This is a genomic window from Methylomonas sp. MED-D (genome assembly GCF_050276835.1).
Lineage (GTDB): Bacteria > Pseudomonadota > Gammaproteobacteria > Methylococcales > Methylomonadaceae > Methylomonas > Methylomonas koyamae_A.
Genome location: NZ_CP189965.1, coordinates 148,941 through 168,966, shown reverse-complemented (window position 1 = coordinate 168,966; position 20,026 = coordinate 148,941). Strand labels below are relative to the sequence as shown.

At 57.9% G+C, this 20,026-nt stretch carries 15 protein-coding genes; 7 read left to right on the top strand and 8 right to left on the bottom strand.

Annotated features, from left to right (window positions below; all coding sequences use genetic code 11):
• Window positions 1–95: 95 nt before the first annotated feature.
• Both ACQE3E_RS00730 and ACQE3E_RS00725 read right to left on the bottom strand, forming a co-directional pair.
• Window positions 96–5,075, bottom strand: coding sequence for an MG2 domain-containing protein (locus ACQE3E_RS00730; RefSeq protein ID WP_427501144.1), 4,980 nt, complete (start codon window positions 5,073–5,075; stop codon window positions 96–98).
• 234 nt (window positions 5,076–5,309) lie between these two features.
• The gene (locus ACQE3E_RS00725; RefSeq protein WP_313729359.1) at window positions 5,310–6,944 is read right to left on the bottom strand and encodes an alpha-D-glucose phosphate-specific phosphoglucomutase; all 1,635 of its coding nucleotides are present in this window, start codon (window positions 6,942–6,944) and stop codon (window positions 5,310–5,312) included.
• A 72-nt stretch (window positions 6,945–7,016) separates the two neighbouring features.
• On the opposite strand from ACQE3E_RS00725, the gene ACQE3E_RS00720 reads away from it, so the two are divergent.
• Together ACQE3E_RS00720 and ACQE3E_RS00715 are read left to right on the top strand one after the other, a co-directional pair.
• Complete coding sequence (locus tag ACQE3E_RS00720; RefSeq protein ID WP_064026526.1) at window positions 7,017–7,568, top strand: L,D-transpeptidase family protein; 552 nt, start codon at window positions 7,017–7,019, stop codon at window positions 7,566–7,568.
• Between the two features lie 85 nt (window positions 7,569–7,653).
• A complete protein-coding gene (locus ACQE3E_RS00715; protein ID WP_082885413.1) occupies window positions 7,654–7,932 on the top strand; it encodes an Lpp/OprI family alanine-zipper lipoprotein in 279 nt (92 codons plus the stop codon).
• Window positions 7,933–8,013: 81 nt separating this feature from the next.
• Here ACQE3E_RS00715 and ACQE3E_RS00710 read toward each other — a convergent pair whose 3' ends face one another.
• On the bottom strand, window positions 8,014–8,976 hold the full coding sequence (locus ACQE3E_RS00710) for a L,D-transpeptidase family protein (protein ID WP_064026458.1): 963 nt from the start codon (window positions 8,974–8,976) through the stop codon (window positions 8,014–8,016).
• Window positions 8,973–9,884 (bottom strand): recombination-associated protein RdgC, encoded by a 912-nt coding sequence (gene rdgC / locus ACQE3E_RS00705; protein ID WP_071160101.1) that lies wholly within the window; start codon window positions 9,882–9,884, stop codon window positions 8,973–8,975. Before rdgC ends, ACQE3E_RS00710 begins: the two co-directional genes overlap by 4 nt.
• 427 nt (window positions 9,885–10,311) lie before the next feature.
• Between rdgC and ACQE3E_RS00700 the strand changes: the two genes are divergently transcribed.
• On the top strand, window positions 10,312–10,548 hold the full coding sequence (locus ACQE3E_RS00700; RefSeq protein ID WP_313729360.1) for a hypothetical protein: 237 nt from the start codon (window positions 10,312–10,314) through the stop codon (window positions 10,546–10,548).
• 1 nt (window position 10,549) lies between these two features.
• A complete protein-coding gene (gene yjgA, locus ACQE3E_RS00695) occupies window positions 10,550–11,134 on the top strand; it encodes a ribosome biogenesis factor YjgA (RefSeq protein WP_064026462.1) in 585 nt (194 codons plus the stop codon).
• Window positions 11,135–11,151: 17 nt separating this feature from the next.
• Here the strand turns inward: yjgA and mtgA are convergent, their stop codons facing one another.
• Window positions 11,152–11,931 carry a monofunctional biosynthetic peptidoglycan transglycosylase gene (gene mtgA, locus ACQE3E_RS00690; RefSeq protein ID WP_313729361.1) on the bottom strand — a complete coding sequence of 260 codons (780 nt, stop codon included), beginning with the start codon at window positions 11,929–11,931 and terminating at the stop codon, window positions 11,152–11,154.
• A 377-nt stretch (window positions 11,932–12,308) separates the two neighbouring features.
• On the opposite strand from mtgA, the gene ACQE3E_RS00685 reads away from it, so the two are divergent.
• The 3 genes from ACQE3E_RS00685 (at window position 12,309) to ACQE3E_RS00675 (ending at window position 17,377) form a co-directional block, all read left to right on the top strand.
• Window positions 12,309–13,559 carry a dicarboxylate/amino acid:cation symporter gene (locus ACQE3E_RS00685; RefSeq protein WP_313729362.1) on the top strand — a complete coding sequence of 417 codons (1,251 nt, stop codon included), beginning with the start codon at window positions 12,309–12,311 and terminating at the stop codon, window positions 13,557–13,559.
• Between the two features lie 130 nt (window positions 13,560–13,689).
• Window positions 13,690–16,446 carry a DNA polymerase I gene (polA, locus tag ACQE3E_RS00680; RefSeq protein ID WP_313729363.1) on the top strand — a complete coding sequence of 919 codons (2,757 nt, stop codon included), beginning with the start codon at window positions 13,690–13,692 and terminating at the stop codon, window positions 16,444–16,446.
• 19 nt (window positions 16,447–16,465) lie between these two features.
• A complete protein-coding gene (locus ACQE3E_RS00675; protein ID WP_313729364.1) occupies window positions 16,466–17,377 on the top strand; it encodes an MBL fold metallo-hydrolase in 912 nt (303 codons plus the stop codon).
• Here the strand turns inward: ACQE3E_RS00675 and cobD are convergent.
• From cobD to ACQE3E_RS00660, 3 genes are all read right to left on the bottom strand, one after another.
• Window positions 17,371–18,372, bottom strand: coding sequence for a threonine-phosphate decarboxylase CobD (gene cobD / locus ACQE3E_RS00670; RefSeq protein WP_313729365.1), 1,002 nt, complete (start codon window positions 18,370–18,372; stop codon window positions 17,371–17,373). The two genes, ACQE3E_RS00675 and cobD, sit on opposite strands and share 7 nt — an antisense overlap.
• Complete coding sequence (gene cbiB, locus ACQE3E_RS00665; RefSeq protein WP_313729366.1) at window positions 18,365–19,282, bottom strand: adenosylcobinamide-phosphate synthase CbiB; 918 nt, start codon at window positions 19,280–19,282, stop codon at window positions 18,365–18,367. The genes cobD and cbiB overlap by 8 nt, the downstream gene beginning before the upstream one ends.
• Before the next feature lie 161 nt (window positions 19,283–19,443).
• Window positions 19,444–20,016: a hypothetical protein gene (locus tag ACQE3E_RS00660; protein ID WP_064026472.1), complete on the bottom strand. Its 573-nt coding sequence runs from the start codon at window positions 20,014–20,016 to the stop codon at window positions 19,444–19,446.
• Between the last annotated feature and the right edge of the window lie 10 nt (window positions 20,017–20,026).

Below are 20,026 nucleotides of genomic sequence, written 5' to 3'. Positions count from 1 at the left end.
CGGTGTTACGCTCCAACAAGCCACCGTCAAAAACCAGGTTTGCCGGATGCTCCGGGTCGGAGCCGGAGCTTGGCGGATAGTCCGGCACCTCTTTTCTAACGCGCAATCACTCTTCCGGCCGGACTATTCCCCCTAACCGCCGCGTTATACATGTCGAAGCCGCTGGCCGGCGGTATCGCAGCATTACCGGGACGGCCGACTTTCCAAACTTGGTATAAGGTTAAATCCCCACCGGGTTGTAGCTTGGCGACGCGAACGATGCGGTCCGGGTAGCGCTGGGTTTCCTTGACGTTGGCCCAATAGTTGTCGTCGCTGGCTTGCAATTTGGCGTCGGCCAAGTAGGTTTGGTCGTTCTCCTGGCCTTCCGCCAACGCCGGAATTCCATCTTCGACGACGACGAATTCGCTGCCGGTTGGCAAACGACCCGGCTCGTCATGCCGTTTGATCCGGATTTCGCTGACTACCACATCGCCGAGGCTTAGCGGCTGGTTCAAGTCGATCGATTCGTTGCCGCTCGACGTGATGCGGCGAAAAACCCGCTCGACGGTCAGACCGGCCGCGCGAGCGCTAACCGCCGGATACGGCACATCCACTTGCAAGCTGGCCGAAGCCACGTCGGTATCGCTTAACTCGGCAATGCGGATGTCCGCCAGCTCGCCGGCCGCCGGCAATGAGTCGAAACGCCCCAGATAACCGCCGGGTATTCGATTCAAATTACCCAGCACGCGGCCGGCCGCGCTGGCTTTCAAGGACCTTGCCTTGGCGTTTTGCGCGGCGGCGGCTTCCTTGCTGAGTAGTTCGCGGGTGTTGAAGATCACTTGGGCCGTGTCGTAAGTCGAAGTCCAATAGCCGTGTTGCTGAGTTTGCAGCAGCAGGCGTTTGAGTTTGGTTTCCAGAGCCTGAGGTAGTTCACCGGCCGTAAACAAAACACCTAGTCCTTCGGAAACCACGCTGGGCAATCCGAAGCCAAAACCCAATCGGCCATACAACTCGCCGCGCTCGGACTGATAAGTACCCGGATCAATCGCGTCCAAGGCTTGTTGCAAGCGGGTAACCAAGCGTTTTTGCAGATCGGATTTGTCCTGCAAGGCTTGATTGAAACTGTGCCAGCTAATGGTTCGATAGGCGGTCACCAAGCGCAGCGCGGCGGTCAAGTCGGCGATGCCGGCCCGATCGTCGGCATACACTCGGGCGACGAAATCGGCCTGCTGTTGCCATGGGCCTTGGTAAATATAAGTGGCGGCGGTGTAGCCGGCCAGCGTAAAACCGTCCGAAGCTTGGTTACTAGCGGCCTGTTGCTCCAGCCAGACCACGCCTTTCCCGTAGGCTGCGGCGGCACCCTCGATCTTCAGTTCTTCGGCGTATTTCAAGGCCTGCATCGCAATCAAGGTAACCGGTACACTCGCGGCGCTGTCGTTGGGCCACAATCCGAAACCGCCGTCGGCTTTTTGGTTTTGTATCAATTTGCGGATACCCAGCGCGGCATTTTGCTTGGCACGCTGCAAGGGCTTTTCGAGCGGTCCGAGTTGCTCGGCTTTCAAACCGGCCCGCTCGATCAAGTCCAGCAGCACCAGATTCGGCACCGTGCTATGCGCCAATTGTTCGGTACAGCCGTATGGATATTGCGCCAGCATGGCCGCTGCTTGCAAGGCCGCGCCGAGCAAGCCGGAATTGACCCGCACCGTCAGTTGCTTGGCTTGGGCTGGTTCCGGAATATCGAAATGCAAACCGCCATCGCGGCGTTCGGCTGCATAGACTTGCGGTAGCGCGGCCGGCTGAATAGGCAGATCGAAGGTCTCGGCACCACCGACCTTGACCGGCGCCGGCGCGGTCAAGCCCACCCTCAGGGACGCGTTGCCGGATTCGACGGCCGCCCGTAAACGCAGCGGCCACAGTTGTTCGGCCTTGCCGGCCAATTCGGCAGCCCAGGCAAGCTCACCGCTTTGTCGCTGCAGCGATTCCGAAAGACTCAGATCGCCGGTCAGCTTAACCGGATCGGCCAAGTGGTTGATCAACTTCACGGCCAATTCGACTTCGTCGCCGCCGCGCAAAAATTGCGGGCCGACGGTATCGACGGCGATGTCGGTCTTGGTGCGAAATTGGCCGGTCGTTTCGCCGAGCCTGCCGTCCTTGTCGCTGGCGACCGCGGTGACCAGCCATTCGGTGACGTTGGCGGGCATATCGACATCGATAGCGGCAACCCCGTTGGCATCGGTAACGACATGCGGAAACCAGCCGGCGGTATCGCGCATCGCTTTCTTCGCCAGCTTGCTTTGACTTTTCAAGGCACTCAGCGCGAAATTGGGTTTGCGTAACAAATCGGCGTAACCGTAGCCTTGCAGGTCATCGGAGTAAAAAGTGGATAAATTGCTGCGTTGCAGCGGGTAGAAAAAGTCGAAAATGCCGGGCCGGAATTCAGCTTGCACCGCGTAAACGGCGCGATCGACAATGGACACCGCCAATTCGGTGTCGGCGGCCGGCGTGCCGTCGGCGCGCTTGACTTGAAGTTTGATTTGGGTCGGCTTCAGCGGCTCGGCGTCGGCTTGGGCCGGTTCGATGGCGATTTGCAAACGCTTGTCCCACGGCACGATTCTGAACCCCAGCGTCTGTTCCTTAAATTTGCCGCCAGCCACCGGCACGGTCACGGTATGGTAAAAGCCGGTACCAAATTCGGGTTTGGCGGTCACGTCGAACCATCGACTGCGGCCTTGCACCTGAGCGCTACGGCTATCGAACAACTTGGCACCCGCCACGGTTTCCCAGATTGCCCCGCGCTCGTTATTTCCCCAGGCCTTGGGCAGCAGCGCGAAGATCCTGGCTTGCTCGCCGGGGCTGAGAATAGTGCTCGGCGTGTACAACTCCAGTTCCGGATTGTCCGCCACCGCTTCGCCACCGCTGCCGGCGACAATCAAGGTTGCCGCTTGCGACTCCGCGGCATGGTTCATCACTCTGCCGGCCAAGGTTTCCAAGCGGGCGACCGCCGACAAGCGACCGTATTGTTGCAGGGCCGGGATCGTCAATACTTGCTGGCCGCGTTCGTCGGTTTGGAATTCCAGTTTGACCAGACCGCGCTTAGCCGAACCGGGTTGTTCGATCAAAACATCGACCACGCCACCGGCCCCGGCGGCGGGTTTGCCGTCCGGATAGCTGGTTTGCAGCAACAGTTGCAGATCGTTGTCGCCAACCGCCGCGACGGTTTTATTGAAGCGTAACGCCGGCTGGGCTTCCGACAGCGTCGCGTACAGGTTGTCGGTCAAAATCGCACTGCCGCCGGCCGTATCCTGGGCGCGCACCATCAGGGTGTATATCCATTCCTGTTCGGGTTTGGGCTGTTTGGCATCGGCTTGAGCCTCGACCGGCACCGTGAATTCGAAGCTGCCGTCGCCGTTTTCGCCCAGTTTGGCGGCGGTTTCCCACGGGTTGCTGGCATCGACGGCTTGACGCGCTTCGATCGAACTGAACAATCGCTGCGGCTGGCTCAGCGGTGCCGCGGATTTGATCTGACCAAAATAATCGTTGCCGGCCGTCAAACCGGCGCCGGCCTCGCTGACGAATTGCGGCACCTCGAATTTCTTACGGTACAGAAACACCTCGAACTTGACGTTCTGCGGTACGCCGCCGCTGTAGCGCTTGGCGCGGAATTTCAAGTTAAAGGTTTGGCCGGGTTGCACGCTGGAACTGCGATCCAGCCATTCCAGATAAAAAGTCGGCTTGATGTAATCGCGCACCCTGAATTCGCCGCCGTAGGCTTTTTGGTCGATCTGGGCCAGCAAGCGGTACAAGCCCGGCGTCTGTGCGGGGTCCAAATCGAAGCTGCCGGAAAACGAACCGAAATCGGTCAACAGGGTTTGGCCTTGCAAACCGGTGGCGTTGCCGTCGGCGCGCAGCAACGAAACGTCGGTTTGCCTGGATTGAAACGCCGGTATTTGCAACCGTCCATCCTGCATGTTGCGGACGATACCCTTGTAGAAAAAGGTTTCGCCGGGCTTGAAGATCGGCCGGTCGGTCATGACAAACACCGCGTCGTCCTTGGCCTGAGTCGGTAGAAAGTCCGTCGCGGTCAGCGCGGTGCGCGGTGCTTCGCCCGGCTTGCCGGCCGGCGCATCGACCCTGACCAGCAATTTGCCGTCTAGAATTCCGTCGGGGTTGTCGAAACGCAATTCGCCGACGGCATCGGAAGCACCCGGGATCGCCCGCCAACGCCCACGGCCGTCGCGAACGCTGACCTTGGCGCCGGCCACCGGTTGCAGATCGCGGTTCATCGTCCGCACCAGCAATTGCTCGCTGGATTGCTTGACCTGTACCGCCAGACTGCTGACCTGAATCAAGCATTGCGCCTCGGTTTTGCCTTGCACGGCCTGCAATAAATAAAGGCCGTCCGGCAAGGGCTCGAGCGCGACTTGCCTAACCTTGTAACGGTTTTCACTCCAGGCGTCTTCGTTAAACCACCAGCCCAAGTCATGGGTTTGCCGGCCGTTGCGTTGCAAATCCAGATAGCTTTCCCTGACGACGCTAAAACCTTTAGGCGCCGCGACCAAAATCTGTTGCGGCACCGAGACCAGCGGTTTTTCGGTGACGGTCAATACCGAGCCGCTAAAGTTGCTTTCTTTCAACGCCTTGCGGAACTCCACATCCAACAGGCCGCGCAACAGCTTCAACGGCGATTGGGCGTTATTCAGACCCTTGGCGAAATAGTGGCCCGGATTGAGTTCGTTAACGGGTTGTTCGTAACTGCGACTGACATTGAATTGACCATCCAAAAAATTTTCCAGGTTGTCGGCCTTCAATACCCGAAGCAACATGGGCTGGTCGGTGACGGTGTAATCGAGGCGTACGGCCGGCGACTCGGTATTGGAAAAGCTGCGCTCGGCGGTCAGGTAAAAGGGACTCCCGGCCCAGGCTGATCCGGCGCAAGCCAGCGTCAGCAACCCGGCGAGGGTCCAGCATAGCCCGATTGAGAGCGCGGCGACGCGCGGATTATCGGGGACCGCGGCCGGACAAGTTGAAAATACCCATCGAGCGAAAGCTCGAATCGACGAGTCCGCCCGTCTACCTGGACCGAAAATATCCAACATGTCCCTTCCTCCCCGTTTTATCGCCCGAACTTCGAATGCGCCGCATCCGACGCTGCGTTAACAGCAAAGCCGCCGGCGCCAATCGCGACGGCGATACCTAACCCGCCAACTGCGTCGGCCGGCTTTTGGCCGTTAATGTTAGCAGGCCGAAGCGCGGCTTGCCGCGTTCGACCCGAGGAGAAAACCGCGCCGCTCGGCACCGACCCAAATTCCGGGGCGCCTGAAAACGCCGAATCAGGTGATCACGTCAGGTGCGTTACGGCCGGTACGCCGTTTGACTTCGCAAAACTGCTCGGCGAGCGCGATCAAATCGGCCAAGGCTTCTTGAGCATCCTGATCGTGTTTGGCGACGTCGCGTTCGTAACGCTCCAGATAAATTCGCAACGTGGCGCCCACCGTACCGGTGCCCGACAAACGGAACACGATACGCGAACCGTTGGCGAAGCCGATGCGTATGCCTTGCGCGCTGCTGACGCTGCCGTCCACCGGATCGGTGTAGCTGAATTCATCGGCGTATTTGACCGTGTAATCGCCCCAACTTTTACCGGGCAAGCCGTTCAGAAGGCCGCGCAAGTGGTCGAATATGCCGTTGGCGATATCGCTATCGACGGCCTCATAGTCGTGCCGGCAATAGATGTCGCGGCCATACGTTTGCCAATGTTCGCGGACGATATCGGCGACCGGCTGGCGTTTGCGGGCGATCAGGTTCAACCAAAACAAGACCGCCCACAAGCCGTCCTTCTCTCGCACGTGGCTGGAACCCGAGCCGAAGCTTTCTTCGCCGCAGATCGTGATTTTGTCGGCGTCGAGCAAATTGCCGAAAAATTTCCAGCCGGTTGGAGTTTCGTAACAGGGCAGACTGAGTTTGTCGGCGACCCGATCGACAGCCTGGCTGGTCGGCATCGACCGGGCCACGCCGCTGATACCCTTGGCATAGGCCGGAATCAGTTTGGCGTTGGCGGCCATGATCGCCAAACTGTCGCTGGGCGTGACGAAAATGTTGGCGCCCATGATCATGTTGCGGTCGCCATCGCCGTCGGATGCCGCGCCGAACACCGGGGCGTCCGCCCCGAGCATGAGTTCGGCCAGTTCATGAGCATGCGCGAGATTCGGGTCAGGGTGACCGCCGCCGAAATCTTCCAGCGGTACGGCATTGAACACCGAGCCCGGCGCCGCGCCGAGCTCCTCTTCCAATATTTTTTTGGCGTAAGGGCCTGTAATGGCATGCATGGCATCGAACTTTAGAGTGATCAAGCCGGCGGCAATGCTTTGTTTAATCAATTCGAAATCGAAAATGTCGGTCATCAGCGCGGCGTAATCGGCCACCGGGTCGATGATGCTAACCTTCACACCGGCGATTTGCTGCTCGCCAAGCGTATCCAGATCGATGTCCGCAACCTCCGCGCTCCGATATTCGGCAATAACTTTGGTATTAGCGTAGAGTGCATCGGTGAACTTCTCCGGGGCCGGGCCGCCGTTGCCGACGTTGTACTTGATGCCGAAATCTTCGTCAGGTCCGCCGGGATTGTGACTAGCCGATAGAACTATGCCACCGAAGGCTTTGTATTTCCTGATAATATTCGACGCGGCAGGGGTGGACAATAAGCCGCCTTGGCCTATAATGAGCTTACCGAAACCGTTGGCGATCGCCATTTTGATGATGATCTGAATGGCTTGTCGATTGAAATAGCGACCGTCTCCGCCGATGACCAGGGTGTCGCCTTGGAAGCCGTCCAAGCTATTGAATATGGATTGGACGAAGTTTTGCAGATAATTCGGTTGTTGGAAAACGCTTACTTTTTTCCGTAGCCCCGATGTGCCGGGCTTTTGATCGTCATAGGCAGTGGTTTTGGTGATTGTTATTGTCATATGCTACCCTTTGTTTTACCGCGTTTCGGAAGGGTTAAATTACACCAAAACCCCGGTTATTTACAGATTGCCATGCTGAAGAAAAAATTATCGAAAGTTTTTGTCCTAATTGGCTGTCTAGGGTCCTCGGTAAGTCTGGCATCGGACGTCTGGCTGCTGGTCGATACCGAAAAGCTGAACATGGAGGTCAAGAAAGGTGAAAAAACGCTTGCCGTGCTGGAAAACATCGCCATCGGCCGTAGCGGCGCGGGCAAGAAAAGCCATCGCGGCGACGATGTGACACCGCTCGGCAACTACCGTATCGGCTGGATCAATCAGAAAAGCTCGTTTCGTAAGTTTTTCGGCTTGACCTATCCGGATGTCGACCACGCCGACGAAGCCTTGAAACAAGGCAAAATCGATTTGGGCACCTACGAAGCCATCGCCCGGGCGCATACTGCCGGCCAAATTCCGCCGCAAAACACCGAATTGGGAGGTCAGATTGGTATCCATGGCTTGGGTAGTGCCAATCTCGCCATTCATAAAACCACAAACTGGACACACGGATGTATCGCATTGACTAACGAACAAATAGACTTGTTGAGTCAATGGGTGGAAAAAGGGACGCTTGTCACCGTGAAATAATGTTGGTAAAAACCAAAAAAATGTTGGACAATTGCCACCGTTTTTTCATTTTATTTTTTGAAACCACAATCAAGGGGAAAACACCATGATGAAAGCCATTAAATTATCAGCAGTTGTTGCCGTTGCAGCTCTGGCTACTGGTTGCGCCAGCACTTCAGATATCGAAAACCTGCAAGGTCAAATCGACAGCCTGAAACCACAAGTTTCCGCTGCCTCTGCTGACGCCGCTTCCGCTAAAGCTGCCGCTGCCGAAGCCGCTGCTAAAGCTGCCGCTGCCGAAGCCGCTGCTAACCGTGCCGCTCAATATGCTCAAGATACCAACAGCAAATTGGACCGCATGTTCAAAAAATCACAACACAAATAAGCTTTATTATTTGAGTTGCCGATTAAAAAAGCCCGTGAACCGAAAGGTTCACGGGCTTTTTTTGTTGTCCCGAGTTAGCGGTCAGTGCGCCTGACTTTGTACGATAGCCGGCGTTTGCACGGGTCTCTCGTAAATCGCAATCGGAATGCCGCTCGCTTTTTCGAGAGCGGCTTTCAAAATCGCCCCCTTGATGACCGGCATCTTGCCGCCATTGGCTTGTTCGATTAAATCCAATGCCACATGCAAGCGCTGCTCGAAAGTCGCGGGCGTCTCTTCCATTTGCGGATAGGTTTCCAGATACAAGGTATCGTGATACCAGCCAACCTTTATCGGCTGATTGACAATATTGACCGTGGTACCGGTTTTCACCATCGGGAAGAACTGCTCGATATCGGCGGGATACATCCTGATGCAGCCATGGCTGACGCGCATGCCGACGCCATTGGTTTTGTTGGTGCTATGGATCAAATAACCGGGAATGCCCAGGCGAAACGCGTACAACCCCAACGGGTTGTCGGGACCGGGCGGGTAATACGGCTCCAGAACGTCGCCATCGGCCAAATGTTCGGCAATGATGGACTTAGGCGGCGTCCACGATGGCCGCTCGGTTTTACCGAGAATCCGGGTTTTGCCAAGCGGCGTTTTCCAGTCGTCCTCCCTGCCTATGCCGATCGCATACGTCACTACCTTGGTAGCGTCCGGAAAGTAGTAAATTCGCATTTCCGGCAAATTGATCACAATCCCTTCGCGGGGCGCATTAGGCAATAAAAAACTGCTGGGAATACGCACCTGAGCGCCGGCGCCCGGCAACCAGCGGTCGACGTAAGGGTTGGCCAACACAATTTGATCCTGCCCCAGCCTGAAATTGACGGCGATATCGATCAACGTGTCTTCTTGTTTGGCCGCAACATATTTGACCTCGTGCGGCGGATTGCCGATCAGGCTATCGCCGGGCCGGTCCGGCGGCGGCAAGGTCAAGGCCGAGGCCGACGGGACGGCCGCGACCACACCTATCAACAGGCTTATCAATAATCGGGTTTTCATTGAACCTTACCTTCAACGTTAAATAATTCGAGCAGACGCGGCAGGAACTGGGCAAGTTCCGCGGTCATAATCGAAAAATCGGCATCGAATTGCTCGACTTCGTCGAACGCCTCGATATTCGCGGCTTGTTCCTGCACTAAATCCAGGAATTTCAGGCGCTTAATCGCCAAATTCTCGTCGAGCACAAACGATAGCCTATCCGTCCAATTCATCGCTAATTTAATGACTTGTTTTCCGGTATCCAAATGATTTTTGATCTCCGGCAAACCCAGGTCGTGGCGCTTGCAGCGAATAATTGCGCCCTCTTCCTCGGGTGATCGCAATTCGCATTCGTCTTCGATGACAATGTCACCAGGGGCTTGGTTTGATAGCAGCCAACGGGTCATCACGCTGGAGGCCATGCCGTTGCCGGCAATCGGCGTCACCGGCAACGAGCCCAGGCATTTGCGTAACAGGCTCAATAAGTCCTCGGCTTTCTTCGCCGAGGCAGCGTCAACAACCAGCCAACCACCTCGACTGTCGATGTAGGCATAGGTCTTTTTGGAAAAGGAAAAGGCTCTCGGCAATAAATCAAAAATTAATTCGTCCTTCAGCCGACTGCGTTCCTTGGCCGGCAGTTTGCGAGCTTCGCGCTCTTCGATTTCAGTAATCCGATCCTGTAGCATCTCGTTAACGACCGAACCGGGAACCACCTTTTCCTCTTTCTTGGCGCAAACCATCAAAAAGCCATTGTTGACGTGCGCGAGGTCGTCGGACGCCCGCCCCAACGGCGAAGTCCAGCCGAAACTGAAGGTGTCGTGGCTACCACATGGCTTGAAAGGAGACTCAGCCAGTTTTTGTTGCACGGCGTCGGCGGACAACTCGAACGGCTCGGAAAACCGATAGACGGCAAGATTCTTAAACCACATGAAAAGACTCTGTCAAAAACCGGCCATTATCGCAAATTTGTTGAATCCTTAGAACTGGCCAATTGGGGAAACCGCCGAATCGTCCAAGTCGGACGGATCGCTTCATTATCAGTTATTCACATTTAGCCATTAAAGACGAGACTGTAAAAAAGCTTGACAAAATAACTCGTTGAATTCAAAAGAGTAAAGACAAGCCATTGATAAATAATGTATTTTTATTGGCCAATTTCTGTACAATTTAAGCTCGCTTCAGGAAAACCGGGGAATTCGACCGGAAATCGCCGCTCAACTCACAGACTTATCCACAGCTTCTGTGACTATCCGGACTTTTCCCTGCCGGGGCAATCATTTATCGGCGACAACTCCCTGACTATCCTAAAGCGCCGGACAAAACCTGACCATGGCTTTCCATCAGGTTTGTTAAGATATGCCGAACACGGCACTCCGGCCGCCGTCTATCGGCCGTAACTGGGGCGACACCATGCTTTCCACTTGGGAAAATCTGCTGATTGGCGCCATGGCGCTTTTGATTTTATTCTGGATGCAACCCAGCATCAAAGCCGCGTTGGCCCGCAGCCGGCAAGCACCATCCGACTGGGGCGGCTTGATCGTGCCGCTCGTCATGGTCGTGATGTTTGTGCTGTTCCTCATCGCAATGGTTTGAAATGAACGAAGAATTTTATCTGGAAGACGAAGACGACGAAGTCGAGTATTACGCGGTACGCCCAAACAAGACGCGCATCAAAAAGGAAATCGCCGAAGTGTTTGCGATGGCCGAGGAAATCTGTGGCTTGTCGGCAGCCCAAATCGCCGAATTCGAGCTGCCGGAACCGATAGAGCAAGCCTTGCGTGATGCCGGCAAAATGGGGCAAAACGCCGCCAAGAAGCGTCTGCTGAAATACATCACCGCGCGAATGCGCGAGCTCGATACCGACGCGATCCGCGAAAAGCTGGACCGCCTCAAAAACCGCAGCGCCCATGCGGTGCGCGAGCACCATCAGGCCGAACGCTGGCGCGACGCATTATTGGCCGACTCCGGTAACGGTCAAATTACCGAATTGGTCGGCGAATATCCGGACGCCGACACCCAGCATCTGCGTCAGTTGCAACGCAATGCTCAGAAAGAAGCGAAGGATGGCAAACCGCCGAAGGCCGCAAGGCAGCTGTATCAATACTTGAAACAGCTGATCGCCGATGCCGGCGCGGCCTACCAAAGCGAATCCGACGACGACACCGAAAGCATCGAATGAGCCCGAACGGGTCCGCCTCAGCGACCCGCCACGCGCATTTGCGCCAATATCCAGCTCTGCCGCCTAGCGACATAAGCGCTGGGTCTATCGGCTTTCAGCAGTAGAGGATTCGGCAGCGTCGCGGCCAACAATGCGGCTTGCGCCGGCGTCATCTGTTGGGCGGGAACGCCGAAATAACGGCGGCTGGCCGCTTCGACGCCGAATAAATGATCGCCGAATTCGGCGATGTTCAAATAGATCTCGAGTATCCGCTGTTTGCTCCAGAACGCCTCGATCAGCACGGTAAACCAAATCTCCAGTGCTTTTCTGGCCCAATTTCTCGCCGGACTCAGAAACAAATTTTTCGCGACTTGCTGACTGATCGTGCTGGCGCCCCGCAGCTTGCCACCGCGCGCATGGTGCGACCATGCCTTGCCGATCGCCTCGACATCGAAGCCGTTGTGCTGAAAAAACAATTGATCTTCCGAAGCCACCACCGCCGCATAGGCATGCGGGGATATACGCCCGCCGTCGACCCACTGCTGGGAGATCGGCCGATAGTCCTTGCCTGCCTGCCAATCTTCCCAATGCCGGTTCAACATGAAAGCCGAGGTTGGCGGCGGTAAGTAGCGCAATACCGCGACGCTCAGCACCGACCCCACGACGAAAGCGGCAATCGCATAGCCGAATCCCCGTTTCAGAGAACGCCACCAAGATGAAGCCGCGGCCGGCCGAAAGCGGCGGGCCGGGGTGCGGTAACGTTCGGGATGTCGGAAATGTCTCAAGCTAAGTTCGGCGGCGGTAAATTTCCCGGACATTATCCATGATTCGCGCCAGAGCGACCGAAGTGCGGGAAATGCCGCTACGATTTGTATTTTTTACGGAATTTAACATAGTTTTTAACGAATTCCGTGTCGATCGGCCTAGGCATGGCGCATCGCGCTTGGCCTGGTTGTTTTGGCATACCACTTGCTAAATTAAAGGCGGCATCAAGGATGTTAAGTTCTCTCCCCCGTGAACATGGAAAACAACGACGCCAAGGAATACCTGGATAAAAGCTTGGACATCGGCTTTTATCCAGGCAGGGACGACCCATCGTGCCATCCGCAACCATTCCTAAACATAACAATCCAATCTCGGTCCTCGCGCCGATTCGCAGTATCATCCGAACTTTGCGATTTCGTCCTAGACCGCCATGAAAAATCACCATCGCTTGTTACTTGGCCTCGTACTGGGCGCCGCGGCCGGATTGATCGGCCACGAATACGCCGGCTGCTTGCCGCTGCAACTGAGCGTTCGCTATGTGCTGGAACCGTTGGGGCAAATCTTTTTGCGGCTGATTTTCATGGTCGTGGTGCCGATGGTCGTCAGCGGCCTGATACTGGGGGTATTCCAACTCAGCAGCCACCACGGCCTGGCGCGGGTGGCGCGGCGCACGCTGCTGTTCACGTTGTTGGCCAGTTCCGCATCGGTTGCGATCGGCATCACTCTGGTGAATATCGCCGAACCCGGTGTCGGCGTCGAAATTCCCCAAAACGGCGAAACCACGGCGGTCGGCGGCATCCGCCGAAACGCCGAACAAGCCAAACCCATCGAACAAACTTTGTTGGATATTATTCCCAAGAATCCATTCGCGACCGCCTCGCAAGCGTTGGAAGGCGAAATGCTGGCGCTGATGTTCTTCTCGCTGGTGTTCGGCGCGGCCTTGGCCACGATCACGGCCGGCAAGACGTCGCGCTGGGTCGAATTGCTGGAAGAAAGCTACGCCGCCAGCCTGGTCGTCGTCGATTGGGCGATGCGTCTGGCGCCGTTGGCGGTGTTCGCGCTGGTGTTTCAATCGACGTTCAAATTCGGCCACCACATTTTGGTGTCGTTGGGATTTTACGTGGCTGTCGTGGTCGGCGGCTTGCTAATGCAGCAAGCCCTGGTGTACTCGGCATTGTTGAAAACCTTTACCCAGCGGTCGCCGCTGGCGTTTTTTCGGGATTGTCGGGAAGTCTATCTATACGCTTTCGCGACCGCGTCGTCCAATGCCACGCTGCCGCGTTCGCTGGAGCTGGCCGAGCGCGATTTGGCGATCAAACCGGAAATCGCCCGCTTCGTACTGACGATAGGCTCGACCGCCAATCAAAACGGCACCGCGCTGTTCGAGGGCATTACCGTGTTGTTTCTGGCCCAAGTCTACGGGGTCGATCTGTCGATGGCCGAACAGGTTAGAGTGGTGATGATGGCGATATTGGCCGGCATCGGCACCGCCGGCGTACCCGGCGGCTCGCTGCCGCTGATTATGATTTTGACGCAACAGGTCGGCATTCCGGCCGAAGGCATGGGGCTGATTCTGGGCGTGGACCGCTTCTTGGACATGTGCCGGACTACCCTAAACGTTAGCGGCGATTTGGTGATCGCCGCCTTGGTGGACCAGCCCGAACCGGCCGAAGCCGAGTAAGCCGCCGGCCGGGATATGCCGCGCGACACGCGAGTTTCGCGCCAATCGCCACCGCTCTGTGATATTCAACACTTGCAGGGCCTGATTCGGCCCTGTATCGTTGCCCGAATCTTTGCGCCGATAAGCTCACATGTCCGATTCCGCCACACACAAACTGATCCTGGTCGACGGTTCGTCGTTCCTGTTCCGCGCCTTTCATGCCGTTCCGCCGCTGACCAATGCGCAAGGCGAACCGACCAACGCGATTTACGGCGTCTCCAACATGCTGCGCAAGCTGATCAACGATTACAACACGCCGTATTTCGCGGTGGTGTTCGACGCGCCGGGCAAGACTTTTCGCCACGAAATGTACGAGCAATACAAGGCCCATCGCCCGCCGATGCCGGACGATTTGCGGGTGCAAATCCAACCCTTGCACGAACTGATCCGGGCGTTGGGATTGCCGCTGATTATCGAGCACGGCGTCGAGGCCGACGACGTGTTGGGCTGCTTGGCGCAAAGCGCGGCCCGCCAGGGCTTCCAGGTCGTCATTTCCACCGGTGACAAGGACATGGCGCAATTGGTCAACGATCAAATCATCCTGGAAAACTCAATGACCAATACCCGGATGGACATCGCCGGCGTGATCGACAAATTCGGCGTCAAGCCCGAGCAAATCATCGATTATCTGGCCTTGATGGGCGACGCGGTCGATAACATTCCCGGCGTGCCCAAGGTCGGCCCGAAGACCGCCGCCAAGTGGTTGCAGGAATACGGTACGCTGGACAACCTGATCGCCCACGCCGGCGACATCAAGGGCAAAATCGGCGACAACCTCCGCGACGCGCTGGGTCAGTTGCCGCTATCGCGCGAACTGACCACGATCAAATGCGACGTGGCGTTGCACTACACGCTGGACGACCTGAAACGCAAGGAACCGAACATCCCGGCCCTGAAAAACCAGTTGGGGCAACTCGGCTTCAGCAGTTGGCTAAAGACCTTGAACGGCGACGCCGCGCCTTCGGCTACCGCGGTTTCCGACGTTGCCGAGAGCCAGGGCGGAAACGCTGGAGCAAGCTCCGAATCCGCCGCCGCGTTGACCAGAGAGTACCAAACCATCCTCGATCAAGCCGATTTCGACTCCTGGCTGGCGGCGCTCACGCAAGCCGATCTGTTTGCGTTCGACACCGAAACCAGCAGCCTGAATTACAGCGACGCGCAAATCGTCGGCGTCTCGTTCGCGGTGGAAGCCGGTCGGGCCGCCTATTTGCCGTTGGCGCACGATTATCCGGACGCGCCGGCCCAACTCGACCGGGAAAGTGTGTTGGCGGCCTTGCGGCCACTGTTGGAAGATCCCGCGAAAGCCAAGCTCGGTCAAAACCTAAAATACGACGCCCACGTGCTGGCCAACCACGGCATCGCGTTGCGCGGCATCCGCCACGATACGATGCTGGAATCCTACGTACTCAATAGTACCGCCACCAAGCACAATATGGACGACCTAGCCAAGCACTACCTCGGCGTCGAAACCATTCATTTCGAAGACGTGTGCGGCAAGGGCGCCAAGCAGATCGGCTTTGCCGAGGTCGCCATCGACCAAGCCACCGAGTATGCCGCCGAAGACGCCGACATCACCTTGCGTTTGCACCAAACCTTGTCGGCGCAATTGCAACGGCAGCCCGGTCTTTGGGCGCTGTATAACGAGATCGAAGTGCCACTGATCGACGTGTTGACCCGCATCGAAGCCAATGGCGTGTTGATCGATAGCGACATGTTGGCGCAGCAAAGCCAGGAACTCGCCGATCGGATGATAGGCCTGGAAATCCAGGCCCACGATCTGGCCGGTTCGACCTTCAACCTGGGCTCGCCCAAGCAAATCCAGGAAATTCTGTACGACCGCCAAAAATTGCCGGTACTGAAGAAGACGCCGAAAGGCCAGCCATCCACCGACGAATCGGTGCTGCAGGAACTGGCGATCGATTATCCGTTGCCGCGAGTGATTTTGGAACATCGCGGCATGAGCAAGCTGAAATCGACGTATACCGACAAACTGCCGCAACAGATCAATCCTAAGACAGGCCGGGTACATACCTCCTACCATCAGGCGGTCGCGGCGACCGGCCGGCTGTCGTCCACCGATCCCAATCTGCAGAACATTCCGATCCGTAGCGAAGAGGGCCGCAAAATTCGCCAGGCCTTCATCGCTCCACCCGGCTATAAAATCGTCGCCGCCGACTATTCGCAGATCGAACTGCGGATCATGGCGCATTTGTCCGGCGACGCCGGCTTGCTGAAAGCCTTTGCCGACGGCGAAGACGTTCACCGCGCCACGGCCGCCGAAGTGTTCGAAGTCGCGCCGGACCAAGTTACCCACGATTTGCGCCGTTCGGCCAAAGCCATCAATTTCGGCCTGATCTACGGCATGTCGGCCTTCGGTCTGGCGCAACAGCTGGGTCTGCCGCGCAATCAGGCCCAGTCCTACATCGATCTGTATTTCAGCCGCTATCCCGGCGTCAAACGCTACATGGACGACATCCGCGAACAGGCCAAGCGCCTCGGCTACGTCGAAACGATCTTCGGCCGCCGCCTGTATTTGCCGGACATCAACGCCCGCAACGCCGCCCAGCGCCAATATGCCGAGCGCACCGCGATCAACGCGCCGATGCAGGGCAGTGCCGCCGACATTATCAAACGGGCGATGATCGCCTGCCATCACTGGATAGAAACCAGCGGCGCCGACTTGAACATGATCATGCAGGTACACGACGAATTGGTGTTCGAAGTGGCCGAATCCCAGCTCGACGCCAGCATCGCCCAAATCGTCGCCATCATGTCCAACGCCGCCGAGTTGGCCGTGCCCCTGCTCGTCGAAGCCGGAACCGGCGCGAATTGGGACGAGGCGCACTGAGCGGCATGGGGGATTGGCGTTGAAAGTCAAATTCTGGGGTGTCAGAGGCTCCATAGCAACCCCCGGCCCGAATACGGTCAAATACGGCGGCAATACCACGTGCATCGAAATCGCCAGCTCGTCCGGGGACTTGATCATTCTCGACGCCGGCACCGGCATCCACGCGCTGGCTCAGAGCCTGGAGAGCCGTCAGCCGCTGACCGCGCACATCCTGATTACCCATACCCATTGGGACCACATCCAGGGCCTACCCTTCTTTCTGCCGATGTTCAAGGCCGGCAATCGCATCAACATCTACGGCGGACTCGATCCCTTCACCCAGCAAGGCATAGAGCGGGCGATGAACGTGCAATTGCAACACAGCTATTTCCCGATCAGCGAAGCCCAGTTGCAAGCCGACATCCGCTATTTCACGCTAAAAGCCGGCGAAACGATGGCGGTTGGCGGGGTGAAGGTCACGCCGACGGTCTTGAATCATCCGGTCTACAACTTCGGTTATCGGATCGAGGATGCCGACGGCAGTTCGCTGTTCTTTACCGGCGACTACGAACCGCCGACCAATCCCTACCGTAGCGACCATCCCGGCTTTCAAGCAATGCAGGATTTGACCGAACAAAAACTGGCCGAAGTCATCGCCGCGATGAGCGGCGTGGATGCGCTGATTATCGATTCGTCGTACACCGAAACCGAATACGCCCATCGGCGCGGCTGGGGCCACGGCACCTATGCCTCGGCGATAGCGCATGCCAAGCAGGCCGCCGCCAAGCGCCTGTTTCTGACCCACCACGAGCCAACGCGCGGCGACGCCGATCTGGAATCGATTTATAACGCCATCCTGCAAAACATCGGCAGCGAGCCGCCAATTTATCTGGCCAAGGAAGGCGAGGAATATCAGTTGGCGCCGGCCGCCTCGCGGCACGAGGCTCAGTAACGGCGCAATGCTTGAATTTCCGGGCGGGCCAAGGTCAGACTCAGTCGCTGCCAGGCCGCCTCATCGCCCGGTAAGCCGAAGCGTAGGCCGTCCGGTTCGGTGAACAAACGGGTCAAAACGCCATGCTCGGCCAGCGCGGCGTGCAAGGCCGGCGCCGCCGGGCAACGCAGCCATTGAAACAAATCGCATCCGCCGTCGGGTGGCCAGCCGTGGTCGCTCAGCAACGCCGCCAGCCGAGCCGCCTGGCTATGCAAGTGCCGGATGGTCGCCTGCTGCCAAACCGTATCGGCCAAGGCCATGGTCGCCGCATAGCGACCAGGATGACTGATAGGCCACGGCCCCAGCGTTTCGGCCAGCAGAGCCAGCAAGTCCGCTTCGGCGATCGTGAAACCGCAACGTAAGCCCGCCAACCCGAAAAACTTGCCCAGCGAGCGCAGCACGATCAAGCCCGGCCGCACCGGCAAGCTGGCTAAACTCGATTCGGGCCGGCTGTCCATGAACGCCTCATCCACGATTAGCCAGCCGCCGCGCTCGGCGAGACGAATTTGCCAAGCCAGCAATTGGGCCGGCTGCCATAACTTACCGGTCGGATTGTTCGGATTGACCACAATCAGCACGTCCAAGTCGTCCAGTGCCGGTTCGATGTCCGCTTCGCTCAACACGACTAATTGGTGGTCGGCGCGTTGCCAATTGGCGGCGTGTTCCGCGTAAGCCGGATGCAGTACGCCGACTCGCCCCGGCGGGCGCAACGACGGCAAGGCTTGAATCGCTGCCTGGGAACCGGCCACCGCCAGAATGTGAGGGTTCCCGTAGTAACGACGCGCGGCATCCGGCAACTCGTCGTCATCCTCGGGCAGGCGTTGCCAGCATTCGGCCGGAATGGCCGGCACCGGCCAGCCGTTTGGGTTCAGGCCGGTGGACAAATCCAGCCAATCGGCCAGCGGTATGCCGTAATACCGAGCGGCCCGGCGCAATCGGCCGCCGTGCTCAAGCAAGGTAGTCTCCCAGCGCGATCGCCGCCAGCCACAACCACAAGGTTCGTTGCACCAAGCCGCAAGCGCGGGCAATGTCGGCCAACTCCGGCGATCTGTCGCCGCCGAACCAGGGTTTTTGCTTGAGCTGGCCGTGATAGACGGCGGGACCGCCCAACCGCAAATTTAACGCGCCGGCGCCGGCGCTCATCACCGGACCAGCGTTCGGACTATCCAGTAACGGCGCGAATTGCAGCCACGCGCGTATTGCCCGTCCCGTGTCGGCCAACGCCGCGTAGCTCAACGCCGTCAGCCTCGCCGGCAACCAGTTCAACACATCGTCGAAACGCGCCGCGGCCCAACCGAAGTGTCGGTAGCGAATATTCCGATAACCCCACATTGCGTCCAGGGTGTTGACCAATCGGTAAACGACCGCCCCGGCCGGGCCGGCCAGCACAAACCAGAACAGCGGCGCGAATACCGCGTCGGCGCCATTCTCCAACACCGACTCGATTACGGCTCGCCGCACGTCTTCCTCGGACATTGTTTCGGTTTGACGGCTGACGATGTAGCCGACCCGTTGCCTGGCCAATGCCAGGTCACCGGCTTCCAAAGCAGAGGCAACTGCCGTGGCGTGTTGCTCCAGGCTACGGGCGGCGATGCAAAAATACAGGATCGCGACCGCCAATCCGGCTTGCAATGCCGGTATCGCCGGAAGCGCCAACAAGCACGACAACGCCGGGGCCACCGCGCCTAGCAAAGCCAGAATGCCTGCCCAGCGTTGCTTGGCCGGGGAGGCGGCCAGATCGAGCCAGCTTCGTTCCAGAATGCCGACCCAGCGGCCGAATGCCGCCAACGGATGCAACGCATTGCGCGGCTCGCCCAGGCAGCGGTCCAGTCCTACGGCTAAAAGGACGATCAGGGTCAAGGTCATGCGGTTAAGGGATGAAGGTATGCGGCGAGGCCGACCTTTCGGGATGGCAGGTGCAAAACTGAATCATGTAATCTTGACCGAGCGGCGGAGCGGTGAATCCGGATTTACCGCTCCAAACCGCTTAGCGACGACCGAATCGCGAGCAGCACTCGCGAAGGCTGTCAAATCGCCGCGCGTGCCGCTTTCTGGGCTAACAGTACCTTGACGGCCGAGACCGCCGCAAAAATCGCAATGCCGTAAATCAGGGTGGCCGACAAATAGGATGGATAGTATTTCGCGAAACCTTCGGCATATTGAGCCAGCGAGGTTTCGGCGTGACGGCCCGACAACCAGTAGAAACTGCCGTTGGAAATCAAAAAGGCGGCCGATGTCGAAACGACCAGCGCCGCGAAGCGCTGTGCGACATTGGCGGCGGTAAGGCCGCTGTATCGCCGGCACCACTTCCCGCCCAGCCACATCGCTCCATAGGCAAGAATCAAAAATCCGTAGGCGGGCGATACGCAAAAATCGCTAACGCCCAGCTTGGTGATGGCCAGGTAATCGATCAACCCGGCTTCCAGCAACAGCAGCGCGAACAGATAGCGACCGCCGAGCCATAAGCCGGCCAGAAAGAAAATCGCCAACGAGGCATCGGGTAGCGCGAACGGCGTGCCGAAATGGTGAAAGCGGGTGGCGGCCATCAGCGCCATCAACGCGACGGCACCGGGTTTGACGGCAAAACTAGGCATGGTCATCGAGAGGTCT